Annotated in this window: 18 protein-coding genes, 1 tRNA gene and 1 pseudogene; 10 read left to right on the top strand and 10 right to left on the bottom strand. The window is 69.3% G+C overall.

Annotated features, from left to right (window positions below):
- On the bottom strand, positions 1 to 902 hold a 902-nt coding region (locus tag C665_RS13720; RefSeq protein WP_040829303.1), incomplete at its 3' end, for an AAA family ATPase.
- A 153-nt stretch (positions 903 to 1055) separates the two neighbouring features.
- Between C665_RS13720 and C665_RS13715 the strand changes: the two genes are divergently transcribed.
- The 3 genes from C665_RS13715 to bamC all read left to right on the top strand — a co-directional run bounded on the left by C665_RS13715 (position 1056) and on the right by bamC (position 4169).
- Complete coding sequence (locus C665_RS13715) at positions 1056 to 1982, top strand: histone deacetylase family protein (protein WP_004314944.1); 927 nt, start codon at positions 1056 to 1058, stop codon at positions 1980 to 1982.
- Positions 1983 to 2118: 136 nt separating this feature from the next.
- The gene (dapA, locus tag C665_RS13710) at positions 2119 to 2997 is read left to right on the top strand and encodes a 4-hydroxy-tetrahydrodipicolinate synthase (protein WP_004314943.1); all 879 of its coding nucleotides are present in this window, start codon (positions 2119 to 2121) and stop codon (positions 2995 to 2997) included.
- Between the two features lie 26 nt (positions 2998 to 3023).
- Complete coding sequence (bamC, locus tag C665_RS13705; RefSeq protein WP_004314942.1) at positions 3024 to 4169, top strand: NlpB/DapX family lipoprotein; 1146 nt, start codon at positions 3024 to 3026, stop codon at positions 4167 to 4169.
- Between the two features lie 125 nt (positions 4170 to 4294).
- On the opposite strand, the gene C665_RS13700 is transcribed toward bamC, so the two are convergent.
- A complete protein-coding gene (locus tag C665_RS13700) occupies positions 4295 to 4720 on the bottom strand; it encodes a hypothetical protein (RefSeq protein WP_004314941.1) in 426 nt (141 codons plus the stop codon).
- A 243-nt stretch (positions 4721 to 4963) separates the two neighbouring features.
- On the opposite strand from C665_RS13700, the gene rlmD reads away from it, so the two are divergent.
- Positions 4964 to 6289 carry a 23S rRNA (uracil(1939)-C(5))-methyltransferase RlmD gene (rlmD, locus tag C665_RS13695; protein ID WP_004314939.1) on the top strand — a complete coding sequence of 442 codons (1326 nt, stop codon included), beginning with the start codon at positions 4964 to 4966 and terminating at the stop codon, positions 6287 to 6289.
- Positions 6290 to 6347: 58 nt separating this feature from the next.
- Positions 6348 to 6435: transfer RNA gene (locus tag C665_RS13690), tRNA-Ser, on the top strand.
- A gap of 79 nt (positions 6436 to 6514) precedes the next feature.
- Here C665_RS13690 and C665_RS21395 read toward each other — a convergent pair.
- Positions 6515 to 6697 (bottom strand): transposase domain-containing protein, encoded by a 183-nt coding sequence (locus C665_RS21395; RefSeq protein WP_370695915.1) that lies wholly within the window; start codon positions 6695 to 6697, stop codon positions 6515 to 6517.
- Positions 6683 to 6868: pseudogene (locus C665_RS21390) on the bottom strand (IS66 family transposase); the annotation flags it as partial. The gene C665_RS21395 and the pseudogene C665_RS21390, both read right to left, overlap by 15 nt.
- Before the next feature lie 307 nt (positions 6869 to 7175).
- On the opposite strand from C665_RS21390, the gene C665_RS13680 reads away from it, so the two are divergent.
- Both C665_RS13680 and C665_RS13675 read left to right on the top strand, forming a co-directional pair.
- Positions 7176 to 7772: a pseudouridine synthase gene (locus C665_RS13680; protein ID WP_004314935.1), complete on the top strand. Its 597-nt coding sequence runs from the start codon at positions 7176 to 7178 to the stop codon at positions 7770 to 7772.
- 36 nt (positions 7773 to 7808) lie between these two features.
- Entirely contained in the window at positions 7809 to 8132 is a 324-nt protein-coding gene (locus C665_RS13675) for an MTH1187 family thiamine-binding protein (RefSeq protein ID WP_004314933.1), read from the top strand.
- Positions 8133 to 8165: 33 nt separating this feature from the next.
- Here C665_RS13675 and C665_RS13670 read toward each other — a convergent pair whose 3' ends face one another.
- Positions 8166 to 9599, bottom strand: coding sequence for an AMP-binding protein (locus C665_RS13670; RefSeq protein WP_004314931.1), 1434 nt, complete (start codon positions 9597 to 9599; stop codon positions 8166 to 8168).
- A 210-nt stretch (positions 9600 to 9809) separates the two neighbouring features.
- On the opposite strand from C665_RS13670, the gene C665_RS13665 reads away from it, so the two are divergent.
- Positions 9810 to 10748 carry a LysR family transcriptional regulator gene (locus C665_RS13665; protein WP_004314929.1) on the top strand — a complete coding sequence of 313 codons (939 nt, stop codon included), beginning with the start codon at positions 9810 to 9812 and terminating at the stop codon, positions 10746 to 10748.
- A 27-nt stretch (positions 10749 to 10775) separates the two neighbouring features.
- On the opposite strand, the gene paaY is transcribed toward C665_RS13665, so the two are convergent.
- Positions 10776 to 11384 carry a phenylacetic acid degradation protein PaaY gene (gene paaY / locus C665_RS13660; RefSeq protein WP_004314927.1) on the bottom strand — a complete coding sequence of 203 codons (609 nt, stop codon included), beginning with the start codon at positions 11382 to 11384 and terminating at the stop codon, positions 10776 to 10778.
- A 455-nt stretch (positions 11385 to 11839) separates the two neighbouring features.
- Here paaY and C665_RS13655 point away from each other — a divergent pair, with 455 nt between their 5' ends.
- Positions 11840 to 12481, top strand: a complete 642-nt coding sequence (locus tag C665_RS13655) for a TetR/AcrR family transcriptional regulator (protein WP_004314925.1) — start codon at positions 11840 to 11842, stop codon at positions 12479 to 12481.
- 212 nt (positions 12482 to 12693) lie between these two features.
- Positions 12694 to 13152, top strand: a complete 459-nt coding sequence (locus C665_RS13650) for a MerR family transcriptional regulator (protein ID WP_004314923.1) — start codon at positions 12694 to 12696, stop codon at positions 13150 to 13152.
- 29 nt (positions 13153 to 13181) lie between these two features.
- On the opposite strand, the gene C665_RS13645 is transcribed toward C665_RS13650, so the two are convergent.
- The 4 genes from C665_RS13645 to C665_RS13630 all read right to left on the bottom strand — a co-directional run.
- Positions 13182 to 13496, bottom strand: a complete 315-nt coding sequence (locus C665_RS13645) for an RnfH family protein (RefSeq protein ID WP_004314921.1) — start codon at positions 13494 to 13496, stop codon at positions 13182 to 13184.
- 38 nt (positions 13497 to 13534) lie between these two features.
- On the bottom strand, positions 13535 to 14215 hold the full coding sequence (locus C665_RS13640; protein WP_004314920.1) for an electron transport complex subunit E: 681 nt from the start codon (positions 14213 to 14215) through the stop codon (positions 13535 to 13537).
- A complete protein-coding gene (locus C665_RS13635; protein WP_004314918.1) occupies positions 14212 to 14868 on the bottom strand; it encodes an RnfABCDGE type electron transport complex subunit G in 657 nt (218 codons plus the stop codon). Before C665_RS13635 ends, C665_RS13640 begins: the two co-directional genes overlap by 4 nt.
- The coding region (locus C665_RS13630; RefSeq protein WP_040829295.1) for an RnfABCDGE type electron transport complex subunit D at positions 14865 to 15345 on the bottom strand (481 nt) is incomplete at its 5' end. The genes C665_RS13630 and C665_RS13635, both read right to left, overlap by 4 nt.

Here is a 15345-nt window from a genome sequence, read left to right as displayed (position 1 = left end):
GCCTGCAGCAGCCGCAGCAGCGTCGCCTGCGGCGCCGGGCGGCCGTCGCCGGCGAGGTGCAGGCGGTGCGCGGCGACGTGGGGGAAGAGGGCCTGCACGTCCTCCGGCAGCACGTGGTCGCGGCCGTCGAGCTGCGCCCAGGCACGCGCCACGGCGAGCAGGCCGAGGCCGGCGCGCGGACTCAGTCCGCCGGCGAGCTCCGCGCTGTTGCGGGTGGCGGCGAGCAGGGCCTGGACATAGGCGACGAGCGCCCCGGTGACATGCAAGCCCTGCGCCGCCTGCTGCATGGCGAGCAGTTCGGCCGGGCCGATCACCGCCGGCTGGCGCTCGAGCAGCCCGCGCCGGTCTTCGCCCATTAGCAGTGCGCGCTCGGCCAGCGGGTCCGGGTAGCCGAGGCGGATGCGCAGCAGGAAGCGGTCGAGCTGGCTCTCGGGCAGAGGGAAGGTGCCGATCTGGTGGGCGGGGTTCTGCGTGGCGATCACGAAAAAGGGTTCGGGCAGCGCGCAGGTCTGGCCGTCGGCGGTGACCTGGCGCTCCTCCATGGCTTCCAGCAGCGCGCTTTGCGTCTTCGGCGTGGCGCGGTTGATCTCGTCGGCGAGGACGAGCTGGGCGAACACCGGCCCGGGGTGGAACCGGAAGGCGGCGGTGTCGCGGTCGAAGATGGAGACGCCGAGGATGTCCGCGGGCAGCAGGTCGCTGGTGAATTGGATGCGCTGGAACTGCAGCCCCATCAGGCGGGCGAGCGCATGCGCGAGCGTCGTCTTGCCGACGCCCGGTACGTCCTCGATCAGCAGGTGGCCGCGCGCGATCAGGCAGGCGAGCGCGAGGCGCAACTCGCGCTCCTTGCCGAGGATGATGCGCGAGGCGGCCTCGAGCAGACGATTCGCATGGTGCAGGGTCATCGTGCGCACTGTGAAATTGGCCTGGAAGCGGTGATAATAGACGACAAAGGCGAGCGGCCCGACGATCGGGCTCAACACGGTTGGCGGCCGCCAGAGTCGGCGCGGGGTGCGTTTCGCCCCGCGTCCGTCGTCCGCGAGGCGAGAGGGAGGAGTATGACCACGACAGCATTCATTACTCACCGTGACTGCTGGTTGCACGACATGGGCGCGATGCATCCCGAGTGCCCCGACCGGTTGTCGGCGATCAACGATCGCCTGATCGCGTCGGGGCTGGATATGTACGTGTCCTTTTTCGATGCGCCGCTCGCCGAGCGCGAGCACATCCTGCGCGTGCATCCGGCCGAGTATTTCGACAACCTGATCGAGAGCGTGCCGGAGCACGGCATTCGCCACCTCGACCCCGACACCGCGATGAGCCCGGGCACGATGAAGGCGGCGCTGCGTTCGGCGGGTGCGGGGGTGTACGCCACCGACCTGGTGATGAAGGGCGAGATCGAGAACGCGTTCTGCGCGGTGCGTCCGCCCGGCCACCATGCCGAACGCGCCAAGGCGATGGGGTTCTGCTTCATGAACAATGTTGCCATCGCTGCCCGTCATGCGCTCGAGGCACACGGGCTGGAGCGCGTCGCGGTGGTCGACTTCGACGTGCACCACGGCAACGGCACCGAGGACATCTTCCGCAACGACCCGCGGGTGATGATGGCGGGGATCTTCCAGCATCCCTTCTACCCGTATTGCGGCACCGAGAATCCCCCCGCGCACATGTGCAACGTGCCGCTGCCGGCGGGTACGCGGGGCGATGCCTTCCGACAGGTCTTCGGCGACATCGTCGTGCCCGCGCTGCGCAGCCACAGCCCGCAGATGATCTTCATTTCCGCCGGGTTCGACGCGCACTACGAGGACGACATGGGTTCGCTCGGCCTGCTCGAGGCCGACTACATCTGGGCCACTCAGCAGATCAAGGGCGTCGCCGAGTCCTGTGGCCACAAGCGCATCGTTTCCGTGCTCGAAGGCGGCTATTCGCTGTCCTCGCTGGCGCGCTCGGTGGTGGCCCACATCAAGACCCTGGCCGATCTCTGAGCCCCGCTCGCCGAGCCGCCGCCGCCGGCCGGCACGCCCGCGCAAAGGGCCTGCCGGCCGCGTCCTGTAACAGCGGCGGGCTCGACCGCGCGCGGCGATCGGTTAGAATCCCAGCTTTAATTCACTGTCGGATGCCATGATTACCGGATCGCTTGTCGCCATCGTCACGCCCATGCACGACGACGGCAGCCTGGATTTCCCCCGCCTGCGCAGCCTCATCGACTGGCACATCGCCGAAGGTACCGACGGCATCGTGATCGTCGGCACGACCGGCGAGTCGCCCACGGTCACCGTGGACGAACATTGCGAGCTGATCCGTGTGGCCGTCGAGCACTGCGCGGGGCGCGTGCCGGTGATCGCCGGGACCGGTGCCAACTCCACCGCCGAGGCGGTCGAACTCGCACGCTTCGCCGCGCAGGCCGGTGCGAACGCGCATCTTTCGGTGGTGCCCTACTACAACAGGCCCACCCAGGAAGGCCTCTACCGCCACTTCCGCACCATCGCCGAGGCGGTCGAGCTGCCGCTGATCCTCTACAACGTGCCTGGCCGCACCGTCGCCGACCTCGCCAACGAAACCGTGATGCGCCTTGCCGAGGTGCCCAACATCGTCGGCCTCAAGGACGCCACCGGCAACCTCGACCGCGCCTGCGACCTCATCGAGCGTGCGCCGGCGGACTTCGGGCTCTACAGCGGCGACGACATGACGTCTGCCGCCTTCCTGATGCTCGGCGGCCACGGCGTCATCTCGGTGACCGCCAACGTCGCGCCGCGCGCCATGCATGCGCTGTGCGCGGCCGCCGCCGCGGGAGACATGCGCACGCTGCGCGAGACCAACGCCGGGCTCACCGGCCTGCATCGCGACCTCTTCTGCGAGGCCAACCCGATCCCGGTGAAGTGGGCGGTGGCGCGCATGGGGCTGATCGGCGACGGCCTCCGCCTGCCCCTCACCCCGCTGTCCGCAGCCCATCACGAGCGCGTGCGCGCGGCGATGCGCAAGGCCGGCATCCAGGCCTGATCCGAACCTCTCTGCCCAGGACTTCCATGATCCGCTCCAAGCGCACCTCCCTGTCCCTGCTCGCGCTCTCGATCGCGCTCGGCGGTTGTTCAGGATCGCTGCTCGAATCCAAGCGCATCGACTACAAGAGCGCGAAACAGATCGAACGCCCCCTCGAGATCCCGCCCGATCTCACCGCGCCGCAGCGCGACGACCGCTTCGCCGTGCCCGATGTCGCCCCGCGCGGCGTCGCCACCTACTCCGCCTACACGGCCGATCGTGCCGGCCAGCCGGCGCAGGCCTCCAGTGGTCCTGCGGTGCTCGCCAAGTCCGACACCATGCGCATCGAGCGCGCGGGCAGCCAGCGCTGGCTGGTGGTGGGTGGCACGCCCGAGGAGCTGTGGCCGCAGATCAAGGATTTCTGGCTCGAACTCGGCTTCATCCTCAACATCGACAGCCCGGAAATCGGCGTCATGGAGACCGACTGGGCCGAGGATCGCGCCAAGATCCCGCAGGATTTTCTCCGTTCCAGCATCGGCAAGGTGCTCGACGGCCTGTTCTCGACCCCCGAGCGCGACAAGTTCCGCACCCGCCTCGAGCAGGGCAAGGAGACGGGCACGGTGGAGGTTTACATCTCGCACCGCGGCATGATGGAGATCTACCCGACCGAGGCCAAGGACTCGACGATCTGGCAACCGCGTCCGGCCGACCCCGAACTCGAGGCCGAGATGCTGCGCCGCCTGATGGTCCGCCTCGGCGCGGAGGAAGCGCGCGCGGAGGCCGCAATCGCCACGCCGCAGCAGGCGTCGGAGCGGGCGCGTATCGCCGCCGCGCCCGACGGCCAGGTAATGCTGGTGATGGACGAGGCCTTCGATCGTGCCTGGCGTCGCGTCGGCCTCGCGCTCGACCGCATCGGCTTCACGGTCGAGGACCGCGACCGTGCGCAGGGCTTGTACTTCGTGCGCTACGTCGACCCGGATGCGGACAACCGCAGCCCCGAGAAGGGCTTCCTGTCGCGGCTTGCCTTCTGGCGCAGCGACGCCAAGCCGGCCGCCGGGGGGAGCGAATACCGTCTGCGCGTGCAGGGGCAGGGCGAGGCTTCGCGGGTCAGTGTGCTCACCCGCGAGGGCGGGCTCGACAACTCCGACACTGCGCGCCGCATGCTGGGCCTGCTGCGCGAACAACTGCGCTGAACTACAAGGGGGAGAGGGCCTCAACGAGGCCGTGTCCCCCGACCGCGGGAGCGGCCTTCTGCGAAGCGACAGCATGAAAAAAGCCGGCATGAAGCCGGCTTTTTTCCGCGTCGTGCAGCGGGCGCTTACTTCGCTGCCGATTCCTTGGCGGCGCCGACCGCGGCTTCGGCGGCCGCCTTGGCTTGGGCCGCGGCATCGACGGTGTCCGCTTTGGCTTCGGCGGCGGCGTCCTTGACCGCCTCGACCGCGGCATCGGCCTTCTTCGCAGCCGCGTCAGCGGCGGCGTCCGCCTTGGCCGCCGCGGTGGCGGCGGCTTCCTTGGTGGCCTCGACCGCAGCGGCGGCCTCTTGCTTGACGGCCTGCGCGCCGGCCGCGGCAGCGTCGCCGGCGGCCTTCGCGCTCTCCTTGGCCGCTTCCACCGCCTGGGCGGCCGATTCCTTCATCTGTTCCTGGGCCGAGGGTGCCGGCTGAACCGCGACCGGCTCTTCCTTCTTGCCGCAGGCAGACACGGCGAGGGCGACGAGGGCGGCGGCGAGGATGGAATGCTTCATGGTCTGTCTTCCTTGTTCTGGGGGTCGGGGTGCGTACGGCTTGTTTCGGCGGACGCCGGGAGACCCCGTCTTCCGCGCTGTATGCCGCAATGCACAAAGATTCTAGCATGGGGGATCATGTCGTCCGGATGAGGTGGCGGCGCGCAAGTGGGGCCCAAAGGTAAGGAGACATTGCCTGAAGCGGACATCCGCGCAGGCGTGGCGCGGTAGAATCGCGCGCTTCCCGAACCCTCTCGCACGACCATGCCGACAGCCAAGATCGATTCCCTGGACCACGAAGGCCGTGGCGTGACCCGCGTCGAGGGCAAGGCGGTATTCGTCGAGGGCGCCCTGCCGGGCGAGCGCGTCGAATACGTCGTGCGGCGTGCCAAACCGAGTTACGAGCAGGGTGAGGTGGTGCGCGTGCTGCGCCCGAGCGCGCAGCGCGTGGCGCCGCGCTGCCCGCATTACGGCGTGTGTGGTGGCTGCTCCATGCAACATCTGGATGCGGATGCGCAGGCCGCGGTGAAGCAGCGCCTCCTCGAGGACGCGCTGCGCCACATCGGCAAGCTGCACGCCGACCGCATCCTGCCGGCGATCCACGGTCCCGCCTGGGGCTACCGCTACCGCGCGCGCCTGGGCGTGCGCCTGGTGCCGAGCAAGGGTGGGCTGCGCGTGGGTTTTCACGAGCGCCGCTCGAGCTACATCGTCGACATGCGCACCTGCCCGGTGCTGCCGCCGGCGATCTCGGCGCTGCTGCCGCGCCTGCGCACGATGCTGGCCGGGCTGTCGATCGCGGAGCGCCTGCCTCAGGTCGAGATCGCGGTGGGCGAGGACAGCACCGTGTTCGTGTTTCGCAACCTGCTGCCGTTCTCCGCGGCGGACGAGAAGCAGCTCGCCGCCTTCGCCGATGCCGAGGGCATCCAGGCCTGGGTCCAGCCCGCGGGCCCCGATTCGGCGCGGCCTCTGCACCCGGCGAACGCGCAGCTACCGTTCTACACCTTGCCCGAGTTCGGCCTGCGGCTGGATTTCCGCCCTACCGACTTCACCCAGGTGAACGCAGACATCAATCGACTGCTGATCCGGCGTTCGATGCAACTGCTCGACCCGCGCCCGGGCGAGCGTATCGCAGACCTGTTCTGCGGGCTGGGAAACTTCAGCCTGCCGATCGCGCGCCTCGGCGCCGAGGTGGTGGGTGTGGAGGGCAGCGAGGCCCTGGTCGAGCGCGCCCATGCCAACGCGGCGCGCAATGGGCTCGCTGCGCGCTGTGAGTTCCACTCCGCGAATCTGTTCGAGACCACCGAGGACAGCCTGGCCGCGCTCGGCCGGCTCGACAAGCTGTTGATCGATCCGCCGCGCGAGGGCGCGATCGCGGTGGTGAAGGCGATCGACCCGTCACGCGGGCCATCGCGGATCGTGTATGTGTCGTGCAACCCGGCGACCCTGGCGCGCGACGCCGCGGTGCTGGTGCACGAGAAGGGCTATCGGCTCGCCGCGGCGGGGATCGCCAACATGTTCCCGCAGACCTCGCACGTCGAGTCCGTGGCGCTCTTCGAGCGCACCCCGGGGACTGAAGTCGGGCCGGGCTGAGCGGGGGCGCTCGCCCTCCGATGTGGGTGCGTCGCGGTGGTATACTTTGCAGTCCTGCGGAAGCTTGGCAGAGTGGTCGATTGCACCGGTCTTGAAAACCGGCAACCCGCAAGGGTTCCAGGGTTCGAATCCCTGAGCTTCCGCCAATAATATAGGCATTCAGCGCATTCCATTGAGCGCGCAGCAGCTTGAAGATGGCGACAAAAAGCCCCGCTAGCCGGGGCTTTATTGTTTGTGGAGAATTCTCACGCCGTATGTGATCAACTGCTCCGCCTCGAGATTCCAAGGCAGGAGGGCCTCGAAGTGTTCGACGGTGGTCGTGGTGGGCAAGGCGCGCACCACTTGGCGCAGCCACAGGTACGGCTCGACGCCGTTGGCCTTGGCGTTTTCGGCCGGGTTGTTGTCGATCGGCAGATCGCCGCGCTCGAGGTAGCGCGTCGGACGCGGCCACTGCCGATGCAAGTCGCCCAGCGCACCTCCGAGCACCGAGGACGGTGGCACGGTAGGGAGCACTTGGTCACGACAGCAGCGCAGTTCATTGATGACAGCGCGGCTTCGGCCCTGGCGTAGCGCGAGCCACTCGGTGGCCTTGAGTTTGCGCGTGTTCTTCTAGATGGCGTAGAGCTTGCCGATCAGGACGAGCACTTCGTGGGCGCGGCGGTGCTTGCCGGCGGGCAGCCCCTTGCTGACATCGACGAAACGGCATCGCGCGTGCTCCCGGCCAAATTAATGGTTATGGAATTCTTGCCGACATGCCTAAGAAGCCCCTGGAATGAGGAAGCACAGGAATTTCATGGATTTGCCGAAACGAGTGCCCAAGCGCGAGCCTGCATCGGGTGTAAAAAAATCCGACACTCCTGCCGAAGGACGAGCTGAGACACGCCTCTTGCTGCTCAACAAGCCGTTCGGCGTGCTGTGCCAGTTCACCGACGAAGCCGGTCGCCGCACGCTGAAGGACTACGTGGAGGTGCCCGGTGTCTATGCCGCGGGCCGCCTCGATGCCGACAGCGAGGGCCTGGTGCTGCTCACCGGCGACGGTGCCCTGCAGCACCGCATTGCCGATCCGCGCCACAAGCTGGCCAAGACCTATCTGGTGCAGGTGGAGGGGGAGATCGACGAGGCCGCGCTGGCGATCCTGCGTGCGGGGGTGGATCTGGGGGACTTCCGCAGCTTGCCGTGCGCCGCGCGCCGCATGCCGGCGCCCGACTGGCTGTGGCCGCGCGATCCCCCCGTGCGCTTTCGCAAGTCGGTGCCGACGAGCTGGATCGAGATCGTGCTGTGCGAGGGCAAGAACCGCCAGGTACGCCGGATGACGGCCAAGGTCGGCCATCCCACGTTGCGGCTGGTTCGGGTCGCAATCGGGCCCTGGACCTTGGCCGGGCTGGGCGTGGGCGAGTGGCGCGAGCTGGCGGGCGCGGAAATTGCGGAGGTCCTGCCCGCTGGTGCTCCGGCGGCGGCGCGCAGGGGCCGGTTGCGGCGCTAGAATCGGGCGTTTCGAAGAGCGCTGGTGGAGGCGTCCGTGAAAGTCATTCTCGATCTGTGCGTGGTTCCGCTCGGCGTGGGGCTGTCGGTTTCATCGTATGTGGCGGCTTGCGAGCGGGTGATCCGCGAGGCGGGCCTCGTGTCGCAGCTCCATGCCTACGGTACCAATATCGAGGGCGAGTGGGACGAGGTGATGGCCGCGGTCAAGCGCTGCCACGAGGTCGTCCATGCGATGGGCGCGCCGCGCATCACCACCTCGATCCGCCTGGGCACGCGCACCGACCGCGAGCAGACGATGCAGGACAAGATCGACAGCGTCGAGCGGGCGCTCGACCGGGCGGCGAGCGGCCCCGGTGCCTGACAGGTCCGGGGCCGCGCTCGGCAAGGACGCGCTTCAGCCGGTGCTGCGCGCGAGCTCGTTGCGGCGCAGCTTGCCGGTGTCGGTGCGCGGGAAGTGGTCCACGAGGTGGATCTTCTCGGGGCGCTGGTAGGGCGGCAGGCTCTCGATCGCGGCCTGCGCGGCGGCCAGCACCTGCGGTGGCGGCAGGTCGCCGGGAATGGCGAAGAGGTGCAGGCGGATCATGTCCGCGTCCTCGCCCTGCGCCGGGATCACGCACACCTCCTCGGCCTTGCCGCGCATGCGTTCCTGCACGGCCTGCTCGACCGCGACCACGTCCACCCAGCGGCCGAACACCTTGACGAGCTGGTCGCTGCGGCCGGCGAACAGCCAGCCTTCCCCGTCGGGGGCACGGCGGAACACGTCGCCGGGGGCGAAGCGGCCGTCGGCGAAGCGCGCGCTGTCGTGGGTGACCACGCGCGTATAACCGAGCGCGACTGCGGGGTGGGAGAACCACAGCCGCCAGGTCTCGAGCTCGCCGCTGGTGAGCTGCTCCGGGTGGATCTCGGTGAGTGGAGTGGGGCACGCGGCGTCCATCTCCGGCGTGCGGTAGAGCACCAGCGACAGCGTCTCGGTGGTGCCGTAGCCATTGACCAGCGGCACTCCGGTCATCGCCTGCCAGTCGCGCGCAAGCGCGGGCGGACAGGCCTCACCGGCGGAGACCGCGGCGTGCACGCCGCGGAAACGCACGCCGGCATCGATCAGGCGGCGGTAGAGGGTGGGCACGCTGAAGAAGATGTGCGGCTCGTGGCGCTCGACCATCGCCGCGACGCGCGCCGGGTCGGGCCATTCGGGGTCGAGCACGACGGTGGCGCCCAGGCGCAGGCCGGCGAAGAAGGCGTTGGCGAGCGGGTAGGCGAAGAACAGCTTGGAACTGGAATAGAAGCGGTGCTCCGGGCGGGCGCCGAGGAGGTCGCGGGCGAACACGTGGGCGTCGCGGATTGCACGGTGGGCGTGGAGGATGCCCTTGGGGCGGCCCGTGGTGCCGGAGGAGTAGAGCAGGAAGGCGGGATCGTCGTCGGCGGCGGGTGCGGCCGCGGGGGTCGCGGTGGCGCGCTCCACGCGGCGGCGCCACTCGGCGAGGTCGATCGCGCGCTTGTCGCCGAGCGCACGCGCGGCCTCGTCCTCTAGCAAGGCCGCGGCGGCGCCCGAGTCCAGCATCAGGTCGGCGAGTGCCGTGGTGGTGGTGCGCGGGTTGATCGCGATCGGCCGCACCCCCGCCCACAGCATGCCGATGAAGGCGGCAGCCCATTCGATGCCGTCGGGCAGGGCGAGCACGCAGGCGTCGCCCGGGCGCAGCCCGGCGTCGAGCAGGGCTGCGGCGCTGCGGATGGAATCGGCGCGCAGGCCGGCGTAGTCGATGCGGACATCGCCCTCGATCAGCGCGATCCGCCCGGGATCGCCGGCGAGCAGCCGTTCGGCGGCGTTCATGATGTCGCTCCGCAGACGGTGGTTCGCAGCGCGGGCGCGTGGCCCGAAATGGGATGGGTGGACATGATCGGTGTGTCTCCTCGGCAGGACTCCCCTCGCGGGCGGGGACGTCATCTGTTTGTCCGGACCATTAAATTCCCCCGGGCGATGCTGCACAATACCAATGAATGGATTACCTTTATTGACCCTATCAATAACACTCGGGCCAGCATGAGTCTGCGCGACTTCGACCTGAACCTGCTGCGTGTCCTGCTCGCGGTCTATGAGGCCGGCAGCGTGAGTCGTGCCGCGGAGCACCTCGGCCTGAGCCAGCCGACCGTGAGCAGTGCGCTCGGCCGCCTGCGCCGCGCGCTCGGCGAGCCGCTGTTCATCAAGACGGCGTCGGGTGTCACGCCCACCGCGCGCACGCATGCGCTGGCGAGCAGCGCGCGGGCGATGCTGGCGCGGCTGGAAACCGATTTCTTCGTCGCCGACCGCTTCGACCCGGCGAAATACGAGGGCAACCTCACCGTCGCCCTCTCGGACGTGGGCGAGCTGGTCTTCCTGCCGCGCATCCTCGACAGCGTGCGCCGCCTCGCGCCGCTGGCCATGCTCGATTCGGTGACGCTCGCGCCGGGAGAGCTGATGCGCGCGATGGAGGATGGAGAGGTCGATCTGGCGATCGGCTATTACCCCGACCTCGACGCCGCCGGCTTCTACCGCGAGAAGCTGCTCGACCACCGCTTCGTGTGCCTGTTGCGTGCCGATCATCCGGTGCAGGACCGTCAGCTGTCGCTCGAGCGCTTCCTCTCGCTCGAGCACGCCGCCGTCCGTGCCAAGGGGCGCAGCCAGGAGATCTTCGAGAAATACCTCGAGCGTCTGCGCATCCAGCGCCGCATCGTGCTGCGCACCCCGCACTTCATGAGCCTGCCCGGCATCATCGGGCGCTCGGACCTGGTGGTGACGCTGCCGCATGCGATCGGTCATTACTTCACGCGCGTGGGCGAGAAGGTGCGCATGGCCGAGCCGCCGCTGGCGATCCCGCATATCGAGCTGTACCAGCACTGGCACCGGGGCTTCCACCACGACCCGCGCAACCGCTGGCTGCGCACGCTGGTCGCGAGGCTGTTCTCCGACGGACAGGACGAGTGGCCCTATCCCTTCGCGTGAGCGGTCCGGCGCAGCCGCGTCGAGCGTTCAGCCGGCACGCCGGCGCGCGTCGCTCAGCGGCATGACGTCGGGCATCTCGAAGCGCGCGCGCTCGCGGTCGCCCTCGCGCAGCGGTTCGCAGGGCTTCAGGCTGGCGAGGCTGCGGCGGGCGAGGTTCTGGTAGCAGTCGGTGCCGATCACCTTCCACTTGCGCTCCTGCTCGGTGAGCTCGCGCAGCACCTTGGCCGGCACACCCGCCACCAGCACGCCGGGAGGGATCTTCATTTCCGCCTTCACGAAGGCGGCGGCGGCGATGATGCTGCCTTCGCCCACCTCCGCATGGTCCATCACCACCGCGTTCATGCCGACCAGCGCGTTGCGCCCGATCCGACAGGCGTGCAGCACCGCGGCATGGCCGACATGGCCGTTGACCTCGACCACGGTGTCGATGCCGGGAAAGCTGTGCAGCACGCAAGCGTCCTGCACATTGCTGCCCTCCTCGAGCACGATGCGGCCGAAGTCGCCGCGCAGCGAGGCGAGCGGGGCGACGTAGCAGCCGGCGCCGACGAACACGTCGCCGATCAGCACGGCGTCGGGATGCACGTAGGCGGTGGGATGGACGACCGGGCGGACGCCGTCGATTTCGTAGCAGGGCATGGCTGGGCTCCGATGGGATGGGACTCGTGCGGCCGACAGTAGCATGCCGGTGCGCGGGGCGCGTCGCCCCTCGCGTCGATGCGCGGCCTGCGGATCGAGGACGGGCCCCGGTCCCGGCTGCGGTGCAGGGCGCGCGTGAGTGCATGGGAAGGGCGCGGCACGCAAGCCGGGGTGCAAGAAAACCACTCGTGTCTTGATGTAGCGCAACATTGTTATTGATCGACTGGTTGGTCGGATCTGTTGCCGGGCACAATCCTGTTAACGGCGATCGAGCGCAAGCACCAGCCCGCGACCCGCAAGGATGCAGGGGCGAGGCGATGCGGACGATCCTCTCGATCGGCGACGACAGGCGCCGAGGGCGTGCGGCGTGCCCCCTCGGTGTGCCCCGGACAACCCGGTCGGCGTGCGTGCGCCTGCGCACCACGGAGCGGCCGCAGCACAGGAGCGAGACCCCGATGGCCAGAGGCAGGGCGCCGACCTTCCAGTTGCAGCGCGCGACGATCCTCGACGCCGCCGCGGGCCTCTTCGCGGCCGAAGGCTTCCATAACGCGTCGATGGCGGAGATCGCGCGCGCGTGCGGGGTTTCCAAGGCGCTGCTCTATCACTACTACCGCGACAAGGAACACATCCTCTACGACATCGCCGCGGGCCACGTCGAGGATCTGCTGGCGATCGTGGCGGATGTCGAGGCCGCGGCAGAGTCGCCGCGCGAGCGTCTCGAGCGCCTGATCCTGCGCTTCATGCAGGCATATGAGGGCGGGCGGCGGCAGCACGTCGTGCTGATCCAGGACGTCAAGTTCCTCAGCCCCGAGCAGCGCGCGCGCATCCACGAACAGGAACGCCGGGTGGTGCACGCCTTCGCGCTCGCGATCGAGGCGGTCGAGCCCGGCCTGCGCGTCGTGGCGCTCGACAAGGCGGTCACGATGGCGCTGTTCGGGATGATGAACTGGACCTTCACCTGGCTGCGCCCGGATGGTCCGCTGTCCTACGAGGACATGGCCCGGGTGGTGGCGCGGATCTTCCTGCAGGGCGTCGCGGGCTTCGCCGCGCAGGCGGGCCATCCGTCCGCCGCGGCGGTCGAGATCGCGCTGCCTTGAAGGCCCGGGTCGCCGCGGACAACGACTTCCCGGTGGCGCCCGGATCACACGGCTGCGCAAGTCCTTGCGCGGACGTTCGTTGACGTTTACGTTAGCGGAACTTCTGTGCAATCATCCAGGTCGGATCGATTGCATGCGAGCCCGGTGCGAGCCCCGTCGTGCGAGCGGCGTGAGAATGGGGCATGGGCGGACATCGCAGAACGGAGAATGAAATGAATCAAGAGATCGCCGGAAGGGCTGGCCGGGTGCGCGAATCGGCGAATGCAACGACGTATACGATATCCGATCTCGCCAAGGAGTTCGACATCACCACGCGCGCGATCCGCTATTACGAGGACCAGGGCCTGATCAGCCCGGCCCGTCGCGGCAGCCGGCGCATCTACAGCCGCCGCGACCGCGTGCGCCTGAGCCTGATCCTGCGCGGCAAGCGGCTGGGTTTCTCGCTGCAGGAGACGCGCGAACTCTTCGACCTCTACGACAACGCACCCGGCGAGCAGGCACAGATGTCGCACTTCATGGAACTGCTCGGTGCGCGCAGGGCGATGCTCGAACGCCAGATGGAAGACATCCGCGCCATCCTCGACGAGATCGGCGCGGCCGAGAAGGAGGCGCTGCGCTCGATCGCCGCACGGGCACCGCATCCGAAGGCGGCGACGAGCCCGAGCGCCTAGCGGCGCGCGCCCGCATCCGGGCCGCCCGATCAGTCCCCTTCAGGCCGCTCGGCCCCCTCGGTCCCGTCGCCGCCGTCCGCGCCCGTGCGCTTGCGGCGCGGCGCGGTCTTGGGGTCGATCACGATCGGCTGGTAGATCTCCACCCGGTCGCCTTCGGCGAGCACGGTCTCGAGCGGCTTGATCTTGCCGAAGATCCCCACCTTGTTGCGCTCCAGGTCGATGTCCTCGTAACGCGCGAGGATGCCCGAGCGCTCGATCGCCGCACGCAGCGTGCAGCCTTCGTCCACATCGAGGCGCATCCACGCCGGTTTCTCGGGGTGCGCGTAGCTGACGCTGATCTTCATCCTTCCCTCCTGCAGTGCAGTGTGCGATTGCGCTTCGATCAGGTGCCCGCGGTGATCCCCGCACCTGCGCTGGCGCCGAGGCTGCGCGCGCGGGCGCGGGCGAGCATGCGCTGGCGTGCCGCGACCAGAAAGCCGAGGGCGAGGAAGCCGCCCGGGGGCAGGATCATCAGCAGCACGCCGCGGTAGCCCTCGAGGCGCAGTTCGAGAAAGGCGAAGTGCTGGCCGAGCAGCATCGAGGCATCGGCGAACAAGGTGCCCTGGCCGATCGCCTCGCGCACCCCGCCCAGCACCATCAGCGCGAGGGTGAAGCCGATCCCCATCATGAGGCCGTCGAGCGCTGCCATCCCGGGCGCGCGCTTGGAGGCGAAGGCTTCGGCGCGCCCCATGATCGCGCAGTTGACCACGATCAGCGGGATGAACAGGCCGAGCACCTTGTGCAGCTCGTGCAGCCAGGCGTTCATCGCCATGTCGACCAGGGTGACCACGGTGGACATCAGGAGCACGTAGATCGCGATCCGCACCTCGCGCGCGATGACGTTGCGGAACAGCGAGACGAGCACACCGGAGCTCACCAGCACCACGGTGGTGGCCAGGCCCATGCCGAGCCCGTTGGTGGCGCTGCCGGTGGTGGCCAGGGTCGGGCACATGCCCAGCATCTGCGCGAACACCACGTTGTTGTCCCACAGGCCGTCGCGGACGACCCTGCGCACTTCGCTCATGACGGGATCTCCGATCGAGTTGCCGCGACGTCGCCACCGGGGCCGGCCGGCACGGCGAGCAGGCGCGCGCGGTTTCCGGCGAAGAATTTCAGGCTGGCATGGACGGCCCCCACCACCGCGCGCGGGGTGATGGTGGCGCCGGCGAACTGGTCGAATTCGCCGCCGTCCTTGCGCACCGCCCAGCGTGTGCCGGTGTCCAGGCCGCGGCCGTCGAAGCCGCGGATCCAGTCCGACTTGCGCACGTCGATCTTGTCGCCCAGGCCCGGCGTCTCGCTGTGCGAGAGCACGCGCACGCTGGCGATGCGCCCGTCGCGGCCGATGCCGACGGTGAGCGTGATCGGTCCGCCGTAGCCGGCTTCGCTCACCCAGTTGAAGGCCACACCGCGCACCTCGCCCGCCAGGCGCGCGCGATACACCGTGACCGCGCGGCCCTCGTCCTCGACCGCGACCGTGTCCGCGGCCGGATTGTTGTCGTGGGGCACGGCGGAGAGGGTCTGGTCGAGGGCGTTGCGCAGGTCTTCGGCCTGGCGCAAGCGGATCTCCTCGTGGGTGGCGAGGTCGCCCATGCCCAGCATGGCACTGCAGCCGAGGGCGAATGCCCCGAGCAGCAGCCCCGGGCGCTGGCGCAGGCCGCCGGCAGCGATCGAGCTCATCGGCCATCCTCCTTCGGGGCCAGGGGGATCGGGTTGCCCGTGCGCAGGCGGCCGTAGCGGCGCGGACGCACCAGGCGATCGATCAGCGGCGTCGCCGCGTTCATCAGCAGGACCGCGAAGGCGACCCCCTCGGGATAGCCGCCCCAGGTACGGATCACGTAGATCAGCGCGCCGATGCCCGCGCCGAAGATCGCCCGCCCGAGCGGGGTGACCGGGGCGCCCACCGGATCGGTGGCGATGAAGAACGCGCACATGACCGCGCTGCCGCCGAGCAGGTGGAGCAGCGGCGGCGGGTAGTGCGCGGGGTCGATCTGGTTGAACAATGCCGCGAGCAGCGCGAGCGTGCCGAGCAGGGCCGCGGGGATCTGCCAGGGCACGATGCGGCGCGCCACCAGCAGGGCGCCGCCGGCGAGCAGCGCGAGCGCGGAGGTCTCGCCCAGGCTGCCCGGCACCGTGCCGAGCGCGAGCGCGAGCAGC

The sequence above is a fragment of the Thauera aminoaromatica S2 genome (assembly GCF_000310185.1).
GTDB lineage: Bacteria > Pseudomonadota > Gammaproteobacteria > Burkholderiales > Rhodocyclaceae > Thauera > Thauera aminoaromatica.
This window is presented reverse-complemented; position numbering and strand designations above follow the sequence as displayed.